This window comes from Salipiger sp. IMCC34102 (assembly GCF_004145405.1).
In the GTDB taxonomy this organism is placed as follows: Bacteria; Pseudomonadota; Alphaproteobacteria; order Rhodobacterales; family Rhodobacteraceae; genus Loktanella.
In genome coordinates, this window is sequence record NZ_SELQ01000001.1 from 87,415 (window position 1) to 105,153 (window position 17,739).

Here is a 17,739-nt window from a genome sequence, read left to right on the forward strand (position 1 = left end):
GGTCAAATCTCCATCAGGCGTTGCATCAACTGGTCGATCGTCTGGATCACCCGCGCGTTCGCGGCATAGGCCTGCTCGACCAGAAGCAGGCGTTGCAGTTCCGCGTCGGTGTCGACACCCTCGGCCAGTTCGGCGCTGCGCAGGCTGTCGCGGCGTGCGGAAGCGAAGATCAGCTCCTGCTCGGCGGCGAGCCGGTCGATCGACACTGTTTCGGAGGCGCGGGCGATGCGGTCGAAGGCCGAAAGTGCTGTGCTCCCCGGGCCGGTGGCGCGCTGCTCCGACAGGGCGGCGATCGTGCGGTTCAGCTGCGATGGATCCCCCACCTCGCCCGGCGCTGCGGCACCGAGCCCGTCGCGCAGGCGCCAGACCTCGCCCAGGCCTGCGGGATCGATGGCGGCGTTCACACGCAGGCGCTGCGCCAGGCCGACCTCGTCGCCCGCGGTGAAGGCAAGGCCATTGTCGGTCAGCAGCCCCGGCGCTCCGGGCGCGATGGTGGGATCGACGGCCGGGTCGGAGAACCGCGACAGAAGATCCAGCGCGATATCGTCGAGGGCTGCCTGCTGGCCGGTCAACGTCTCGTCCCGCAAGGTAAAATCCGCCTCGAGTGCACCGCCGGTCAGGCGGCCCACGCCCCCGTTGGCCTGCGGGATGCCGTTCACGGTCAGACCCGACAGCGCACCGCTCGCCTGCGTCATGTCGGGCGTGATGACGGCACGGGGCGTGAACGCGATGCGGGCGGCGCGACCGTCCAGAAGCTGCGCGCCACTCGCGGTCCAGAGCGCCACCTTGCCGTTCGGCTGGGCGATCTCGCGGACCGGCACCAGTTCCGAGATCCCGTCGATCACCACCTGCCGCTGATCCATGAGCGCCGAAGGGTCGCGCCCGGTGCCGTAGGCGCGCTCGATATCGGCATTCAGGGTCTCGACCTGGCCGAGCGCGGTGTTGAGCCGCCGCACCGCGTCGTGGATGCGGGTGTCGGCGCGTTGCCGTTCGGTCTGAATGGCATCGCCGGTTTGCGAAATGGCCCCGGCAAGATCCTTGAGCGCCTGAGCGCCGCCGCGCAGCAACCGGTCCGACGCCGGGTCCCCTGCGGCGGCCCCCAGAGCCAGCTCCAGATCCACCAGCCGGGCCGAAAGGCTCGCGGGATCGCCGACGCTGCCGAACGCGGTTTCCACCGTCCGCAAGGCCCGCGCCTGCGTGTCCGCCCCCGCCGCCGCCCCGTCCGAGCTGCGCCGGTCGGTCAGGATGACCATGTTCGACGCCCGCTGCACGCCGCCCTGTCCCCGCGCCCCGATCGCCGTGGGCGCCAGTTCCACCGACCGTCGGCCATATCCCTCGGTCAAAGCGTTCGCGATATTGGCCGACGCCACCTCGGCCCGGCGCGCATTCGCGGTCAGTCCGGACAGGGAATTGGCCAGGGCGGAAGAGATGGTCATCGGTCAGCCTTTCGGTTCGGTCCTAGCGCTTGATGTTCGTGGTTTCCTGGATCATCTCGTCCACGGTCTGGATGACCTTCGCGTTGGACGAATAGGCACGCTGGGTCTGGATCAGCTGGGTCAGCTCGCTTGCGACGTCGACGGTCGATTCTTCCCGTGCGAAGTTGGCGATGTCGCCGGTCGGACCGTCGCCTGCATCCCACATGAAGAAGGTGCCCGATTCAGGGGTCACGCGATAAGCCTGGCTGTCCAGCGCTTCCAACCCGTTGAGGTTGGGAACATCGACCAGCGGCACCTGGTAGAGGACCTGGCTGACGCCGGTGTCGAAGGACGCGCGCACGAACCCGTTCGCATCGATGTCGATGGATGTCAGGCTTCCGACCACGCTGCCGTTCTTGGAAATGTTCACCGGCGCGAAGCTGTCCGAGAGTTGGGTCATGCCCTGCGCGCTGCCGATCACCCCGATCTCGGCGGTGATGGGGCCGCCGGCGACATCGAGGACGAAGGTGCCTTCCGCCGGATCGTAGGCGTTGCCGGTCACGGTCGTCACCGAGGCAAGTGTCCCGCCGCCGCCGCGGGAATCGTCGAAGGTCAGTGTGTATTCCGCGATCGTCGCCCCGCCGGAGGCGCTGTCGGCGATCGTCATGGTCCATTCGTTGGACGACCCCGCCGCGGGAACGGTCGGCGTGAAGGTGACATTGAGGTTGGCCGATTTGCCCAGGTTGTCGAAGTATTCGATGGACAAGGGCTCCGCCGTTCCATCGGCCCCCGCCAGGGTTTCCGTCGCCGGCAGGTTTGCGACCAATTGCATCTCTGTCGTGGGATCGCCGGAGAACTGGTTGCCGTTGACCTGCACCGGCGAAAGCCCCGCGGCGGAATCGCGCGGATAGGCCGGGATCGCGCCATCGGCATCTGCCGGCCACCCCATCAGCACCAGCCCCGCGGGACTGCGAAGATAGCCTTCATCGTCGGCCCGGAACGACCCGGTGGTCTGCAGCTGCATCGGCAGATCGCCCGTGTTCGCGACGATCGACGCTTCGGTCGTGACGGGGAACATGCCGCGGCCGCGCACGGCAATATCGGTCGAGTTCGACGTCGACACGAGAGAGCCGCGTTGATCGATCAAACGCTGCGTCATCGCTCGGACGCCCCCCGCGGAATACTTTCCGCGGCTGTTCGCGGTGACGAGGGACTGAAAATCCGTCTCGGCCCGCTTGTAGCCGTGGGTGGAGGCATTCGCGATGTTGTCCGAGATCGTCGCGAGCCGCGTCGCGTTGGAGGCGAGGCCGGACACGCCGGCATTGAGCGAGGAGGAGATGGTCATCGAGGATGCACGCCTTTTCGGGTTCGGAGCGGTGTTGCCCTTGTGTAGCGCGAAGCCCTGAAAGACCGGTTAATCGCGGTAGAGGCTTTCGCGCAGGACGATCAGCTCGATCCGGTTGTTCCGCGGCGCCTCGGGCGAGACGGTGGCCGGATCTCGGTCCGACCGCCCGGATAACCGCGCGATGCGCTCCGGAGCGAGACCGCCGTCGCGCGTCAGTGCAGCGAAGGTCCGGGCCCGATCGAGCGACAGAGACCACATGGCGGCATCGTCCATTCCCTCGGTCCGGGCCAGATGCGCGCGCACGGCGATGCCGTTGTCGACCAGGCGCAGCACCCGCGCCAGCATGCGGGCCAGGTCGCGCGTGACCGGGTTCGGCGTGGCGGTGGGGCCGTCGAACAAGGACGCTTCGGGACGGTCGAACAGTTCGATCACGAGGCCTTCGTCGGTAAGCCGGCTCAACACGTGCTTGAGTGCGTTCTCCATTTCGAAGGATTCGCCCCCCAGTCCGAGGAGCGCCTGCTCGAGCTGGCGCAGTTCACGGGTTTCGACTGCTTCGGCCACGCCCGGACCGGCGCCGTTTTCGCGCTCGGCCAGCCCGCCGCTGCCGGTCTGTATCATGGTATCGGAGGCCTGCAGGCTGTCGCCTGCCATGATACCGTCCCCCCCGCCGGAATTCTGGCTTATCGGAATCGTCGGTGAGAAATAATCCGCGATCCCCGAGCGTTGCTGCTCGGTGGTGGCATTGAGCAGCCACATGAGCATGAAGAACGCCATCATCGCGGTGACGAAATCGGCGTAGGCGACCTTCCACGCGCCGCCGTGATGGCCGTCCCCGCCGGTGATCTTCTTGCGCTTGATGATGATCGGTCGGTTGTGCCCGGTGGCCATGGCGACGGTCCTGCTGTGATACGGGACCGTCATGCATGCGAAGGGATGAAACCGGAATTAAAGGCCGGATTCGTGCGATGTGGGATAAGGATCAGTTAAAGCCATGCGGACCGGCGGCGAGTTTCCCTCGCGCGGTGCGCCGCGTCAGTCGTCCGCCCCGAAAATCGCTCGGCGCAGACGACCTTGCAGGACAGGTTCAAGTCTCGAGGTCCTTGGCGATGTAGATGTCGTCCACGCCGCAGAACTCGGCCAGCTTGTAGCCATGCTCGTCCATGAACTTGACCATCTCGCGGCTGCCGGTGTTGTTCTCGATCGCCCAGACGCCGACCCGGTGTGCGTCGAAGTCGAAGGCACGCAGGGCAGTCATCTCTCCGCCCTCGATGTCGAGTGAGACGAAATCGACCTCTTTCGTGCCGATCTCTGCGAAGATCGCGTTCAGGGTGCGGGTTTCGACGGTGAGGCGATCCTCTGCGTGGCGCTTGTCGGACCGGACCCGCTTGAGCAGCGCCGCGTCATAGGTATCCTCCAGCCCGCTCATCTGGGTGTAGCCCTTGGTGACGGCGATGAAGGGCGCCTCTCCATCGGTGTCGGAGACGGCGTAGGGCAGGATCGGCGCGGTGCGCCACAGGGCCGCCGTTTCGCGGTTCTCGACCACGGGTTCGACGAGGTGCCCGGTCCAGCCGCGCCACTTCTCGAAATAGACGGTGTTGGACCCGGTGATCCCGTTGAAGGCGCCGATATCGAGGAAGGTGCCGCCGGTCTTGCCCTTGTAGATCGTGTCGACGACCTGATCCTGCCCCGCCTGCGAGGCATAGGGAAAGCCGGGCGTCATCATGCCCGCGATCTCGTGCAGCAGGCGGATGACCGGCCCCCGGCGGCGGCTCTTTTCCTTGGTCAGGATGTCGGACAGTTCCTTGCGGACCTCCGTCAGATCCTTGCGGGCGGCGGCGACGCGTTCGGCGGGGTTCATAGGGGCTGACCTTCCGGGCTGTAGTACGATTTTTCCTCGACGATGGCGGAGCCCAGCAGGAGGTTGATCCGTTTCTTGACCGCGGCGCGTTCGTCGTTGGTGACGTATACCGCACGCGCCAAGGCGATGAAACCGGGACCGAAGTCGGCGCGGGCCTCGCAGGCCCGGATATCGTCCTCGATCGCCCAGAGATCGCCGTTAATCGCGTAAAGGTCGTCCCATAGCGCGGAAAGCTCGTCGATCCCGGGCAGGTGGTGATCCGCGATCCCCTGCAGCACCTGCCGTTCGTATTGGACGTTCGCCAGCTTCGCGGGGTCGGTGATCTTCTCTTCCTTGAGCCGCAGTATGGTCAGCTTGTCGATCAGCTCTCCCGGGGCGGTTGGAACAAGGATGTCGGTCATGGGTGGTCCTCCGTTCGGGTGCGCACGGCCTGCGCGACACGGGCCATGACGCCGCTCCAGTCGAGGGGCGTCTCCTGTCGGAACAGGCGCAAGGTGGGATACCAGCCGGTCGTCTCGCCCGCGTGGCGGAACACCCAGAAGGGATCCCAATGCAGCACGACCCACGCCGGAATCCCGAGAGATCCGGCCAGGTGCGCGGTCGCGGTGTCGGTGGTGATGACGAGATCCAGCGCCTGCATCATCGCGGCGGTGTCGGCGAAATCACGCTCCGAGCCGCCGGTGTCGATGATGAAGGCATCGGTGCCGTCGGCATGGTAAGGCGCCAGTTCCGGTCCCTTGTAAAGCGAGAAGAGTTGCACGCCCGGCAGATCCGCCAGGGGGGCCACATCGCGATGCGACATCGAGCGGAAGGCGTTGCCCTTGTAGGTGACCGATCCGGTCCAGACGATCCCGACGTTGAAGGTTCCCGCATGCGGTGCGAGGATCTGGCGCGCGCGGGCGTGGCTGTCTTCGGGTATCGTCAGGGCCGCGGGCGGGGGAATTCTGCCCTCTTCGCGGAAATGCGACAGGGCCAGATCCATCATGTTGACGTAGAGATCCGCGCTGGGCTGCCTGTCGGTGACCTCGTCCACCCCGTCGACGCCCCCCAGAAGCCGCCGGAGGGGGGCCTTGAGCGGCATCACGACACGCCCGCCGCGGCCCTTCAGATGCGCGACGAAACGCGCGAAGAGGATCGCGTCGCCGAACCCCTGCTCCGGCAGGACGGCGATGGTCTTGCCCGCAAGATCGCCACCGCCCCATTCGGGCAGGTGGAGATCGCGCGGCGCTACCTCCCCGGCCCGCCAGCGATGGCGGTAACTTTCGAACCCGGCGGCGTAGTCACCAGCCCCCAGTTGCGCGAAGGCCAGTTGCATGTGCAGTTCGGGATCGTCGGGATGGGCGCCGAGCGCGTCGGTCAACCAACGGATCGCCCCGGCGTAATCCCCCTTGCCGCGCAGGCAGCGGCCGATCAAGGCCAATTGCTGCGGATCCCCCGGTCGGGCCGCGAGAAGGGTCTGCCGCAGCGCGATGGACCGGTCGTAAAGACCGATGTCCGAGTAGCAGTTCGCGGCGTTGTTCAGCACCGTCTCGTTCCAGGGGTCTGCCTGCACGGCCCGGTCGTGGGCCCGGCGGGCCTGCAGGTGGCGACCCTGCTTGCGGTGCAGCGCGCCGAGGTTCGACCAGATCACCGCATCCCCCGGCACGCGGGCCAGGTAGTCCGCATAGGCCCGCATGGCCGCGTCCGGTTCACCCGCCATATGGGCCCGAAGCCCCTTGTCCCGCAGGACCGCCGGCGAGAGGGCCGCCTCCGTCACGTCAGTCCCGCTCGCCGCGTTTGAGCGGCGTGACCAGCTTGGCGGGGCGGCGCGCCTCTGCCGCCTCGAAGAGCGAGAAGGTCTGGTTGACGTAGTTCACGGCCCCCGAGATCAGGTCCATGTAATCGGTAAGATCCTGCGTGACCTCGACCTCGGACACGGTGACGGATCGGTCCTGCGGTGTCGTCTCGAAAGTGACGTAGAACAGCGGATCGCCGCGGTTCACGACCAGCGGCTTTTCGTGATCGACCCACTCGAAGGCCCACATCAGCGGGCGCGGCCAGACGTTGATCGGAAAGCGCCCACCGAAGATCGTGCCGGGCAGCGGGGTGCGCGCGTAGTGCATGAAGGGCGCGACCTGGGACATGTAGACCGGCTCGTCCGCGATGAAGACGTAAGGCAGTTCCAGTTGCAGGGTGGGCACGCCGGGATAGCGCCATTCGTGCTCCGCGGCGAGGTGGACCCGCTCGCGCAGCTTGTTGGCGCGAATGCCCGACCGATCGCCGTTGAGGTTGCGCATCGCGGGCTTGCCGTCCTTGTCGCGCACGAACTGCAGGTTCAGATCGAAGGGGCAGCGGACGACGAAGTAACGGCTTTCCATATTCACGACAGCCGGACATCGGCTGGCGGACTTGGCATGCGACTTGTTCATGTCGACCGAGCGGACGCGTTCGGGCGGGAAGTAGACGATGCCGGCCTTGCGCTGGTTGAGGAACCAGCCGACCTGCACCGGCCCGCGACCCGGATCGCCACCTTGCGTATTCTCGAACTTCACCGATAGTTGCATCTTGACTGCCTCTCGTGGCTCAGGGGTCCGTTTCCGGGTCGGCGGCCCGATTGACCTGATGGCGGTCAATATCGGGTTAACCGTGGCGCCACTGTGTCGGGCCCGGGTTCAGTTTCGGGTAATCATACGTCGCAGGACACAAGACCGCACGTCGTGCGTTTTCGGTTGAATGGGAGCGAGTAGGAGGGTGTCGATGGCTTTTCACTCATCGGACCTTGGTCCGCAACGCCGATGGCACCGGATGCCCCCGGTGCGATCAGTCGGATCTACAGGGGCAGGTTCGACGCGTCGGGCCCGCGTCGCTGCAAGCTGGCAGCGGCAACCCGGCATCCCCGGCGGCTGTCTGACATAAGATGCTGGCAATCGCGGTGCGGCCATGACCGCACCGCCTTGCGGATGGGTTACTCCACCAGGACGTCCCGGCAGCCGTGGGCGTTGGAGGCGACGGCCGCATCCAGGGCCGCCTGCAGTTTCGCCCCGCGGGCGAAATCCGGCAGGACGAAAGACTCCGCACGGATCGCCTCGATGAAACGGGTGTAGTTGGTTTGCACGGCCGGCACGTCCAGATATTCCCAGGCCGCCGTGGTAAGATCGTCACCGGTGCAGGCCCGCAGGATCGACTGCTCGTCCTCCCAGCGGACGTCCAGGCCACCCTTCGTGCCGAAGATGCGCAGGCGCAGGTCGTTCAGGTGCCCGCTGGCGAAGCGCGAGGCATGGATCACGCCCACGGCCCCGTTGGTCAGCTGGACCTGCATCGTCGCGCTGTCGTTGGCGTCGAGCGTATAGGCGCCCACGCGCCCGCCCGGCGCCTTGTCGAAGGTCTGAAGCCGCGCGGACATGCGCGCGGTATCGGCGCCGGCCACGAAGGTCGCGAAGTCGAGCACGTGCACGCCCACATCGCCCAACACCCCCAGAGAGCCGTGCTCGGACGAAAGCCGCCAGAGCCATTGCTCTTCCTCGTTCCACTTGCCCCAGGCGGGCTGGGTCAGCCAGCTTTGCAGGTAGGAGGCCTCGAAGTGGCGGACCTCTCCGATCGCTCCGGCGGCCACCAGCCGGTGGGCTTCCATGATCGCGGGGATGTTGCGGTAAGTCAGGTTGACCATGTTCACGACACCCGCCTCCTGCGCGGCCTCGGCCATCTGGGCGGCTTCGGCATGGGTGACGGCGAGCGGCTTTTCGCAAAGCACGTGCTTGCCCGCACCCAGAAGCGGCAGGGTCGTCGGAAAGTGCACCGCGTCCGGTGTGACGTTCGACACGGCATCGAATTCGCCCCACTGCAGCGCCTCTATCACGGAATCGAACCCATGGGTAATCCCGTATTCGGCGTTGAAGCTATGCAGGTTCGCAGGATTGCGGTCGACACCGCCCACGAGGTGGACGGAATTCATCGCCTTGTAGGCATCGGCGTGGGCATGGGCCATCCCACCGGTGCCGACGATCAGGACGCGCAGAGGAGACTCGGTCACCGGAAGCCCTCCTCGCCCTCGGCGTGCAGGCTCGGACCGCGGGCCTCGATCGGCTCCAGCGCCTTTTGCACGGGCACGTTGGGCGCGTCGGTGACGCCCGTTACGCGGGCGGCGGGGTTATGCGCCCAGCGCGTCGCGTTGACGATGACCCGGCGGACATTGTCGTCGAAGTAGGTGGGATAGGTCTCGTGCCCGGGTCGGAAGTAGAACACGTGACCCGCGCCGCGCTTGTAGGTCAGGCCGGAGCGGAAGACCTCGCCCCCCTGGAACCAGCTCACGAAGACCGTCTCCAGCGGTTCGGGCACGCCGAAGGGTTCGCCGTACATCTCCTCGTTTTCCAACTCGAAGTGGTCCGGCAGGCCTGCCGCGATGGGGTGGTTGCGCGAGGTGACCCAAAGCCGCTCGCGCTCCCCCGCCTCGCGCCAGGTAAGGTTGCAGGCGCTGCCCATGAGCCGCTTGAACGGCTTGGCGAAATGCGAGGAGTGCAGGGCGATGAAACCCATGCCGGACCAGACCGCCTCGACCACGCGCTCCACCACCGCGTCGGAGACCTCGCCGTGGGCCGCATGGCCCCACCACAGCAACACGTCGGTGTTGTCCAGTCGGTCCTGCGTCAACCCGTGCTCCGGCTCCTGCAGGGTGGCGGTCGTAGCCTCGATCCCGTCGCTCGCGTTGAGGGCGGCGGCAATGGTGCCGTGGATCCCCTCGGGATAAAGATCCCCGACGATCTTGTTGTGCGTCTCGTGGACGTTCTCGTTCCAGACGGTGGCACGAATAGACATGAAGCTGCCCTTCCTCAATTTTTCACCCAAGGTGCAACGCGGTCCCCGCACATGCAAATCTGTTTGAGGTTTTGACCCGATTGCACCTGCGGACGTGCCGATCAGGTCACGGCGCTTGGGCTTGCGAGACCCCTTGTGGCGCAGTTTGTTTAAGAATTGCGACCCGGTTTCGCAGGTTTTCGCGGTCTTTTGATCCCGCACGGGGACTAGCCGCATCCGCCGAAATTGGGTCGGAACATCATGCGGGGGCGCGCCGTTGGGGGACCAGACACCTAAGGAGGGAAAGACATGAAACGCTTTACCGCACTCGCTCTCGTCGCAACGCTGGCCGGCGGTTCCGCCATGGCGCAGGACGCGATGAGCACCGACAACCTGATCCGGTCGCGCGACATCACCGGCGGTGACGTCTACACGACGAACACCGACATGGACGACACCAGCTGGGACAGCATGGACGTCGGCACGATGGACGACGGCTGGAACGACATCGGTGAGATCGAAGACCTCGTTCTCGACCAGAACGGTCAGATGGTCGGTGTCGTGGCCGAAATCGGCGGCTTCCTCGACATCGGCGACAAGCACGTGATGATCGAGATGAACGACATCAAGCTGGCGCCGGTCGATGACCGTTCCTACGCGCTGGTCGTGCGCCAGACCGAAGAGCAGCTGGAGCAATTGCCCAGCGTCGATGAAAGCTTCCTCGACTGACAGCTCAAGGACCGCCGGTCCTGACCACTTCGAGACGGGGCCCCTTCGGGGGCCCTTTTTCGTGCGGTCAGGCCAGACCCGGCTGGTCCAGAAGATGACGGCCCTCTCGATCTTCCACTTCGATCACCCAGAGGTCGGGGTCGAAGCCGCGTTGACGCGCGACAGACGCATCGACGTCCGTTTCGGCCCCTTCGACAAGGACGGCCCAGACACGGTCGCCGGTCATCAAATCGAAGCTGCGCTGGTAGGCGGTCGCTTCCCCGTCGAGGGTGTTGAGCTTGACCAGGACGGACCCGGCGGTCGCATCGCCGCGAGCCACCACGAAGGCGGGAATGTCGAAGCTGCGCAGCCGCGCGAGGTAGGCCGCCACCCAGAAATCGGCGGTCAGGCGTGGCTCAGCCATCGCCGTCCGTGAAATCGAGTCCCATCTCGGAATAGCGTTCCTTGTCGTCGAGCCAATTTGCACGGACCTTCACCTGCAGGAACAGATGCGCCTTTCGGCCGATCAAGTCCTCGATCTCGGCGCGGGCGGATTGTCCGACCGCCTTGATCGTCTCGCCCTTGTTGCCCAGCACGATACCCTTGTGACCGTCGCGCACGACATAGATCAACTGGTCGATCCGGGCGGAGCCGTCGGGGCGGTCCTCCCAGTTCTCGGTCTCGACGGTCAGCTGGTAGGGCAGCTCCTGGTGAAGGCGCAGCGTCAGCTTTTCGCGCGTGATCTCGGCCGCGATCTGGCGCAGGGGTGCATCGGCGATCTGGTCGTCGGGGTAGAGCCAGGCGCCCTCGGGGACCTGCCCCGCAAGCCAATCCTTCAGCGCATCGAGGCCGTGACCGCGTTCGGCGGAAATCATGAATGTTTCCGCGAAAGGATAGGCCGCATTCATCTTGGCGGTGAGTTCCAGCAGCCGTTCGGATTTCACCTTGTCGATTTTGTTGATGGCCAGCGCCACCTTCGCGCGGCCAACCCGCTCGGCCAGCACGTCGAGAATCGCCTGAACGCCCGGCGTCAGGCCCCGGTGCGCCTCGATCAGCAGGACAACGACGTCGGCGTCCCCGGCCCCGGTCCAGGCGGCGGCGACCATGGCGCGGTCGAGACGGCGGCGCGGCGCGAAGAGGCCGGGCGTGTCGACGAACACGAGTTGCGAGGCACCGTGCTGCATCACGCCGCGGATCCGGGCGCGGGTGGTCTGGACCTTGTGAGTCACGATGGACACCTTGGCCCCGACCATGCGGTTGAGAAGGGTGGATTTGCCGGCATTCGGCTCACCGATCAGGGCGACGAATCCGGCGCGGGTGTCGTCGGTCATGGGGCTACCTTCTTCAAGAGGGCGGTGGCGGCGGCCTGTTCGGCCTGCCGCTTCGCACGGGCGGTGGCGCGGGCGGTCTGGCCGGTGGTCAGCCGCGCCTCGATGGTGAAATCGGGCTGGTGATCGGGACCGGAACGGGCGACCTCGGTATAGGTGGGCGGCGGTTCCCCGCGGGCCTGCGCCCATTCCTGCAGCGCCGACTTCGGATCGCGCGCATCCTCGGCCACGTTGCGGACACGGTCGCCCCACAGGCCGCGCACGAGGCCGCGCGCCGTCTCGAAGCCCGCGTCGAGGTAGACGGCGGCGATCACCGCCTCCATCGCATCGGCGAGCAGGGCGTCCTTGCGGCGACCGCCCGATTTCATCTCTGACCGCCCCAGCTTCATCACCTCGCCCAGGTCGATCTGGCGGGCGACCTCGGCACAGGTCTCGCGCCGGACGAGGGCGTTGTAGCGCGGGGCCAGCAGTCCTTCGGCGGCCGCCTTGTCGGCCTCCAGCAAGGCCTCCGAGATCACGAGACCCAGAACGCGGTCGCCCAGGAATTCCAGCCGCTGGTTGTCATCGCGATGCGGGCTGGACATCGACGGATGCGTGACCGCGCGCAACAAGAGTTGCGGGTCCGAGAACCGATGGCCCAGCCGATCCTGGAAGGCCGTCAGTTGGGCCGAAAGCTTCACTCGATCGCCTTAAAGAAACGGTCGGACCGCCAGGTCCAGAAGGCCAGCATCGAGCTGCCCGCGGAGGAGAAGATCACCCGATCGGCGCGCCCCACCAGATCCTTGCGGTGCACGAAACCCACTCCGCCGGCGGACTGCGCGACCCGGCTGTCGGTGGAATTGTCGCGGTTGTCACCCATGAAGAAGAAATGATCGGCGGGCACCGTGAAGACGCCCGTGTTGTCCAGGCTGCGGGTGCCGATGTTCAGGACGGCGTGTTCGGTGCCGTTGGGCAGCGTTTCGGTATAGCGCTCCTTGATGCAGTCAGACCCTTGCCCCACCGCCCCGTTGGAGCATTGCGGCAGCTGACGGGCGGAGCCTTGCGGCGCGAAAGTCTCGACGAATTCGCCTGCGGGGACCTGTGGTGCCGCCTCGTCGTTGATGTAGAGCGTGCCGTCGCGGACCTGGATCCGGTCGCCGGGCATCCCAACGACCCGCTTGATGAAGTCCCGCCCGGTGACAGGGTGGCGGAAGACGACGACGTCGCCTAGTTCGGGATCGCTGCCGAAGAGACGGTCGTCGTAATCCTCGAAGACGCCGCAGAAGTCGTCGGCGCCGATGTCGACGCCCAGCCCCGGCAGATAGATCGACGGGCAGGAGGCGTAGGAATAGCCGTAGGCCATCTTGTTGACGAAGAGGAAATCGCCCACCAGCAGCGTGTCCTTCATCGACCCCGAGGGGATGAAGAAAGGCTGGAACAGCACCGTGCGGAAGATGCCCGCGATCAGAAGCGCGTAGACCACGGTCTTGACGGTCTCGATCACGCCCGCGAGGGCGCCCTTGTCTTCGGCCATTGCGATCTGTCCCGTCAGTCTGAATGCCCGGCTAGATGATCGTGCAGGCGCGTGCTGTCAAGCGATGGGTCGTGCCTCGATCAGGACGAAGGCCTGCGCCCAGGGGTGGTCGTCGGTCAAGGTGACGTGGATGATCGCTTCGTGTCCCGGCGGTGTCATCTGGGCCAGACGGTCGGCGGCCCAGCCGGTGACGGCCATCACGGGCTGCCCGGTGGAAAGGTTCGTCACCGCCATGTCTCGCCAGGCGATGCCCATGCGCAGTCCGGTGCCCAAGGCCTTGGAACAGGCCTCCTTCGCCGCCCAGCGCTTGGCGTAGGTCCCCGCGATATCGGCCCGCCGTTCGGCCTTGGCCTGCTCGACCTCGGTGAAGACGCGGTTGCGAAAGCGATCCCCGAAGCGGTCCAGCGTGCGCTGGATCCGCTCGATGTTCGCCAGATCCGTCCCGATGCCGAGGATCATGCGACGTGGTCCAGATCCGCGATGAAGAGGCCATTTATTCCATCCGCGCACAGATCGACGAGCGCCGCGCCCAAACGCTGGTGTTCGGGATCCGCGGCATAGGCGCCGAGCGCGTCACGATCCGCGAACGTGGCGCGGAACCCGTAGCCGAACCCGGGCGAGCGCGCTTCGAGATCGAGGTTGGGCCCATGGGCGAACGACAGGAACCCGGGCAAGGTGCCTACCAGTCCCGCGAGCCCCGCCATGACGGCCTGAAGCGCCTGCGGATCGTGGTCGGGGTCAAGGCGACACAGGACGATGTGGTCGATCATGACCCGCCCCCTTGCGTGTAGATCTTGCGAAGCCGGTCCTCCTCCACCCCGCCGAGGTAGCCGAAAACCCCCTCGCAGGCCGCGTGGTAATCGGCGATGGAAAGGCCGGGGAACTGGAAGAAGCCCGCCGCGCTGTCCTCCTGGCGCGCACCGAAGATCAGGCGGTCGACCCCGGCCCAGCGCATGGCCGACAGGCACATCTCGCAGGGCTGGCAGGAGGCGACGAGCGTGCAGCCCGACAGATCGCGGGTGCCCAGCTTCCGTGCGGCCCGCGCCAGCGCCACGATCTCGGCGTGGCGCGACGGATCGCCGGTTTCCGCCACCTCGTTGCGGGCCGTAACGATCGTCTTTGCGCCTTGGACCACGGCGGCGGTGAAGACGATACCGCCCTGCTCGGCGTGCAGCCGCAAGGCGTCGTCGGCGACGTCACGCATCGCGCGGAGTTCGGCGTCGACGGGCGTCATGCGCGACCCACATCCATGCAGCGGCGCATCTCAGCGATCGCGGGGCCCAGACCGCGAAAGATCGCCTCCCCGATGAGGAAATGGCCGATGTTGAGTTCGCGCACCTCGCTCAGAGCGGCGATGGGGCCGACGCTGTCGTAGGTCAGGCCGTGGCCCACGTGGACCTCGAGCCCAAGGTCATGGGCATAGGCGGCCATCTCCGTCAGCTTGCGCAGCTCTTCGTCGCGGTCGGCCCAGCGGCCCTCGGCCCAGGCGTCGGCATAGGCGCCGGCGTGCAGCTCGATCACGGGTGCGCCGGTGCGATGCGCCGCCTCGACCTGCGCGCGGTCCGCGGCGATGAAGAGCGAGATCCGCGCCCCGGCCTCCTGCAGGGGCCGCATGTAATAGGCAAGCTCGTTCGCCTGCCCCGCCACGTTCAGCCCGCCTTCGGTCGTGCGTTCCTCGCGCTTTTCCGGAACGAGGCAGACGGCGTGGGGCCGGGTGCGCAAGGCGATCTCGCGCATCTCCTCGGTGGCGGCCATCTCGAAGTTGAGCGGGATCGTCAGGTGCTCCTTCAGCGCCGCCATGTCGGCGTCGCGAATATGGCGCCGGTCCTCGCGCAGATGCGCCGTGATGCCGTCTGCCCCCGCCTCCTGCGCCATCAACGCGGCGCGCAGCGGGTCGGGATTGTCGCCGCCGCGGGCATTGCGGACGGTGGCGACGTGGTCGATGTTTACGCCAAGGCGCAGGCGATCGGTCATGGCGGGCTCCTGTCGGTCTGCGGCAAACCTAGCCGTCTTTCGGCCCGATGCCATCCCCCGGCGGCCTCGGGGTCGAGAGACGCTCGAGCTTGGAGCTCAGGATCTTGCGGCGGCGGTTCTGCTGGGCGGTCAGCACCGGCACGATCAGGTAGTAGGACAAGGTCGCGGCCAGCGCGCCCGGGATCAGCCCGCCGACCAGCCAGGGCAGGAAGATGTCGTCGTAGAACAGCGACAGCCCGTGCCAATCCGCCCGCTCTGGCGTGAACAGCGCGATCGTGTTGTGCCACAGGTCCTGGCCCGCATCCGCGAAACGGGTGCCCAGAGCGGCCGGGTCGTGGGCGCTTTCGTCGCGACCCAGGATCCAGTAACCGGTGGTCAGAGAGGCCGCGGCGATGGGAAGATAGGTCAGAGGATTGCCAAAGAAGGTCGCCATCAGCGCGGCCAGGATATTGCCCCGCCCGATCTTGGCCAGCAGCGCCGCGACGATGAAGTGCAGTCCGTAGAACGGCGTGAAGGTGGTGAAGACCCCGGCCCAAATACCGCGACCGATCTTCTCGGGCGTGTCAGGCAGGCGCTGCAGACGGGCCTGCACGTACCAGAATGCGCGCCGCCAGCCGCCGTAGGGCCGCACCGTGTGACGCACGATCTGCCAGGCCGGCCGTCTGTCCCTGCGCTTGAACACCACTTGGCCTTTCTGCGGTCACCCCGCGCCCGATTGCCCCGGATCGCGGTGTCGGCTGACGTGCGAAACGCTGCTGTCCGCCGAAATCGCGGTTCTGACCCGATGCAGGTGATCCACATCGCGCAGGTCCACATCCACCAGCAACCTGAAGTAATCGGGTTTTCGGTCAATGAACTTCAGGTCCGATATGTTGGCGCCCTGCTCACCGATCAAGGTGCAGATCCGGCCCAGGACGCCAGCGTCGTTGGTGATCGACAAATCCAGCGTGACGGTATGCACCGGCCGGTGCTGGCCGTCCTCCCAGCGCAGGTCGATCCAGCGTTCGGGCTGGTCTTCGTAATCGGCCAGGGCCGCGCAGTCGATGGCATGCACCCGCACCCCCTGCCCGCGGAAGGCGATGCCCACGATCCGCTCTCCCGGCACGGGCTGGCAGCAAAGCGCGCGCTGGTGCGTCTGATCCGAGGTCAGGCCCACGACCGCGTGCGCGGCCTCCACCTCGTCACCTTCGCGCGGGCGCAGATCGGGGTAGAGCGTCGCCACGATGTCGCGCGCGGACATCTCCGCCCCGCCGATCTGCGAAAGCATCTCGTCCACGCCCTCGATCGTCATGGCCCGAGCGGCGGTGCGCAGCGCCTGCTCGGTCATGCGCTTGCCCACGTTCTCGAAGGCGACCCGGGCCAGTTCGCGTCCCAGCCGGATGAAGCGTTCGCGGTTCTGGTCGCGCAGGACCTTGCGGATCGCCGTCTTGGCCCGCCCCGTCACGGCGATGTCGATCCAGGTGGATTGCGGCGTCTGACCCTGGGCCGTGATGATCTCGACCGATTGGCCGTTCTTCAGCCGGGTCCAGAGCGGCACCCGCAACCCGTCCACCCGGGCGCCCTGGCACATCGAGCCGATCCGGGTATGGATCGCGTAGGCGAAATCGATCGGCGTGGCCCCGCGCGGCAGCTTGATGACATCGCCCTTGGGCGTGAAGCAGAAGACCTGGTCGGTATACATCTCCAGCTTGACGGCTTCGAGGAAGGCGTTGTGATCCTCGTCGTCCTCCAACTGGTCGGTGAGCGCGTTGATCCATTTGACCGGATCCACCGCGAAGCGGTTCTCGACCCGTTCGCCGTTCTTGTAGGACCAGTGCGCTGCGACCCCGGTCTCGGCCACCTCGTGCATCTCGCGGGTGCGGATCTGGACCTCGACCCTCCGCCCGTCGCGGCCCGAGACGGTGGTGTGGATCGAACGGTACCCGTTGGTCTTGGGCTGGCTGATGTAATCCTTGAAGCGCCCCGGCACCGCCCGCCAGCGCTGGTGGATGGCGCCCAGGGCACGGTAGCAATCCGCTTCAGTCGCGGTGATCACCCGAAAGCCGTAGATGTCGGACAGGCGGCTGAAGCCCTGGTCCTTCTCCTGCATCTTGCGCCAGATCGAATAGGGCTTCTTGGCGCGCCCCATGACCTCGGCCGAGATACCGGCGCGATCGAGCTCGACCCGCATGTCGGTGGTGATCCGGCTGACGACGTCGCCGGCGTCCTGCCGCAGCTTGATGAAGCGCCGAAGGATGGAATTGCGCGCCTCGGAATTAAGGACGCGGAAGGCGAGGTCTTCGAGTTCCTCCCGCATCCACTGCATGCCCATCCGCCCCGCGAGCGGGGCATAGATGTCCATCGTTTCCCGCGCCTTCTGCGCCTGTTTCTCGGGCTTCATCGACCGGATCGTGCGCATGTTGTGCAGCCGGTCGGCAAGCTTGACCAGCGTGACCCGCAGATCGCGGCTGGTGGCCATGAAGAGCTTGCGGAAGTTCTCGGCTTCCTTGGTCTCCCGGCTGTTCAGCTGCAGGTTCGTGAGTTTGGTGACACCGTCGACCAGGTCTGCGATTTCCCGGCCGAAGATTTCCTCGACCTGGGCGAAGGTCGCGGGCGTATCCTCGATCGTGTCGTGCAGCAGGGCGGTGATGACGGTGGCATCGTCCATCTGCATCTTGGCTAGCGTCTCGGCCACGGCGACGGGATGGGTGATGTAAGGCTCGCCGGAGTGGCGGAACTGGCCCGCGTGCATCTCGTCTCCGAAGACGAAGGCGCGCCTGAGAAGCGTATCGTTGCAGCGGGGATTGTAGGTGCGGACCAGGTCGATCAGGTCATCGGCTGTCGTCATC

The 17,739-nt window shown here is 66.4% G+C and carries 20 protein-coding genes; 1 reads left to right on the top strand and 19 read right to left on the bottom strand.

The genetic code is table 11. The features are described from left to right. Positions 1-2: 2 nt before the first annotated feature. The 9 genes from flgK to EU805_RS00460 all read right to left on the bottom strand — a co-directional run bounded on the left by flgK (position 3) and on the right by EU805_RS00460 (position 9,409). Positions 3-1,436 (bottom strand): flagellar hook-associated protein FlgK, encoded by a 1,434-nt coding sequence (flgK, locus tag EU805_RS00420; protein WP_129761974.1) that lies wholly within the window; start codon positions 1,434-1,436, stop codon positions 3-5. A gap of 22 nt (positions 1,437-1,458) precedes the next feature. Further along, a complete protein-coding gene (locus EU805_RS00425; RefSeq protein ID WP_129761975.1) occupies positions 1,459-2,760 on the bottom strand; it encodes a flagellar hook protein FlgE in 1,302 nt (433 codons plus the stop codon). A gap of 69 nt (positions 2,761-2,829) precedes the next feature. After that, positions 2,830-3,648, bottom strand: coding sequence for a flagellar motor protein MotB (locus tag EU805_RS00430; RefSeq protein WP_129761976.1), 819 nt, complete (start codon positions 3,646-3,648; stop codon positions 2,830-2,832). Between the two features lie 196 nt (positions 3,649-3,844). After that, positions 3,845-4,618 carry an FkbM family methyltransferase gene (locus EU805_RS00435; RefSeq protein WP_129761977.1) on the bottom strand — a complete coding sequence of 258 codons (774 nt, stop codon included), beginning with the start codon at positions 4,616-4,618 and terminating at the stop codon, positions 3,845-3,847. After that, positions 4,615-5,019, bottom strand: coding sequence for a DUF6165 family protein (locus tag EU805_RS00440; RefSeq protein WP_129761978.1), 405 nt, complete (start codon positions 5,017-5,019; stop codon positions 4,615-4,617). Before EU805_RS00440 ends, EU805_RS00435 begins: the two co-directional genes overlap by 4 nt. After that, the gene (locus tag EU805_RS00445) at positions 5,016-6,374 is read right to left on the bottom strand and encodes a lipopolysaccharide assembly protein LapB (protein WP_129761979.1); all 1,359 of its coding nucleotides are present in this window, start codon (positions 6,372-6,374) and stop codon (positions 5,016-5,018) included. Before EU805_RS00445 ends, EU805_RS00440 begins: the two co-directional genes overlap by 4 nt. A 1-nt stretch (position 6,375) precedes the next feature. Beyond that, on the bottom strand, positions 6,376-7,161 hold the full coding sequence (locus EU805_RS00450; RefSeq protein ID WP_129761980.1) for a hypothetical protein: 786 nt from the start codon (positions 7,159-7,161) through the stop codon (positions 6,376-6,378). Between the two features lie 401 nt (positions 7,162-7,562). Continuing rightward, on the bottom strand, positions 7,563-8,627 hold the full coding sequence (locus tag EU805_RS00455; protein ID WP_242494014.1) for a Gfo/Idh/MocA family protein: 1,065 nt from the start codon (positions 8,625-8,627) through the stop codon (positions 7,563-7,565). Next, positions 8,624-9,409: a ThuA domain-containing protein gene (locus EU805_RS00460; protein ID WP_129761981.1), complete on the bottom strand. Its 786-nt coding sequence runs from the start codon at positions 9,407-9,409 to the stop codon at positions 8,624-8,626. Before EU805_RS00460 ends, EU805_RS00455 begins: the two co-directional genes overlap by 4 nt. A gap of 288 nt (positions 9,410-9,697) precedes the next feature. On the opposite strand from EU805_RS00460, the gene EU805_RS00465 reads away from it, so the two are divergent. Next, on the top strand, positions 9,698-10,117 hold the full coding sequence (locus tag EU805_RS00465; RefSeq protein ID WP_129761982.1) for a PRC-barrel domain-containing protein: 420 nt from the start codon (positions 9,698-9,700) through the stop codon (positions 10,115-10,117). A gap of 67 nt (positions 10,118-10,184) precedes the next feature. On the opposite strand, the gene EU805_RS00470 is transcribed toward EU805_RS00465, so the two are convergent. From EU805_RS00470 to EU805_RS00515, 10 genes are read right to left on the bottom strand one after another with little or no spacing between them, the layout of a single operon-like run. Further along, positions 10,185-10,520, bottom strand: a complete 336-nt coding sequence (locus tag EU805_RS00470) for a DUF1491 family protein (protein WP_129761983.1) — start codon at positions 10,518-10,520, stop codon at positions 10,185-10,187. Then, positions 10,513-11,427 carry a GTPase Era gene (gene era, locus EU805_RS00475; RefSeq protein WP_129761984.1) on the bottom strand — a complete coding sequence of 305 codons (915 nt, stop codon included), beginning with the start codon at positions 11,425-11,427 and terminating at the stop codon, positions 10,513-10,515. The genes EU805_RS00470 and era overlap by 8 nt, the downstream gene beginning before the upstream one ends. Beyond that, a complete protein-coding gene (gene rnc / locus EU805_RS00480) occupies positions 11,424-12,104 on the bottom strand; it encodes a ribonuclease III (protein ID WP_129761985.1) in 681 nt (226 codons plus the stop codon). Before rnc ends, era begins: the two co-directional genes overlap by 4 nt. After that, positions 12,101-12,937 carry a signal peptidase I gene (gene lepB, locus EU805_RS00485; protein WP_129761986.1) on the bottom strand — a complete coding sequence of 279 codons (837 nt, stop codon included), beginning with the start codon at positions 12,935-12,937 and terminating at the stop codon, positions 12,101-12,103. Before lepB ends, rnc begins: the two co-directional genes overlap by 4 nt. 57 nt (positions 12,938-12,994) lie before the next feature. Continuing rightward, positions 12,995-13,396: a holo-ACP synthase gene (gene acpS, locus EU805_RS00490; protein WP_129761987.1), complete on the bottom strand. Its 402-nt coding sequence runs from the start codon at positions 13,394-13,396 to the stop codon at positions 12,995-12,997. After that, entirely contained in the window at positions 13,393-13,707 is a 315-nt protein-coding gene (locus EU805_RS00495; RefSeq protein WP_129761988.1) for a Dabb family protein, read from the bottom strand. The genes acpS and EU805_RS00495 overlap by 4 nt, the downstream gene beginning before the upstream one ends. Continuing rightward, positions 13,704-14,171: a nucleoside deaminase gene (locus EU805_RS00500; RefSeq protein WP_129761989.1), complete on the bottom strand. Its 468-nt coding sequence runs from the start codon at positions 14,169-14,171 to the stop codon at positions 13,704-13,706. Before EU805_RS00500 ends, EU805_RS00495 begins: the two co-directional genes overlap by 4 nt. Further along, complete coding sequence (locus EU805_RS00505) at positions 14,168-14,911, bottom strand: pyridoxine 5'-phosphate synthase (protein WP_129761990.1); 744 nt, start codon at positions 14,909-14,911, stop codon at positions 14,168-14,170. Before EU805_RS00505 ends, EU805_RS00500 begins: the two co-directional genes overlap by 4 nt. Before the next feature lie 28 nt (positions 14,912-14,939). Continuing rightward, complete coding sequence (locus EU805_RS00510; RefSeq protein ID WP_370318149.1) at positions 14,940-15,593, bottom strand: DUF2062 domain-containing protein; 654 nt, start codon at positions 15,591-15,593, stop codon at positions 14,940-14,942. Positions 15,594-15,611: 18 nt separating this feature from the next. Beyond that, entirely contained in the window at positions 15,612-17,738 is a 2,127-nt protein-coding gene (locus tag EU805_RS00515) for a bifunctional (p)ppGpp synthetase/guanosine-3',5'-bis(diphosphate) 3'-pyrophosphohydrolase (protein WP_129761992.1), read from the bottom strand. Between the last annotated feature and the right edge of the window lies 1 nt (position 17,739).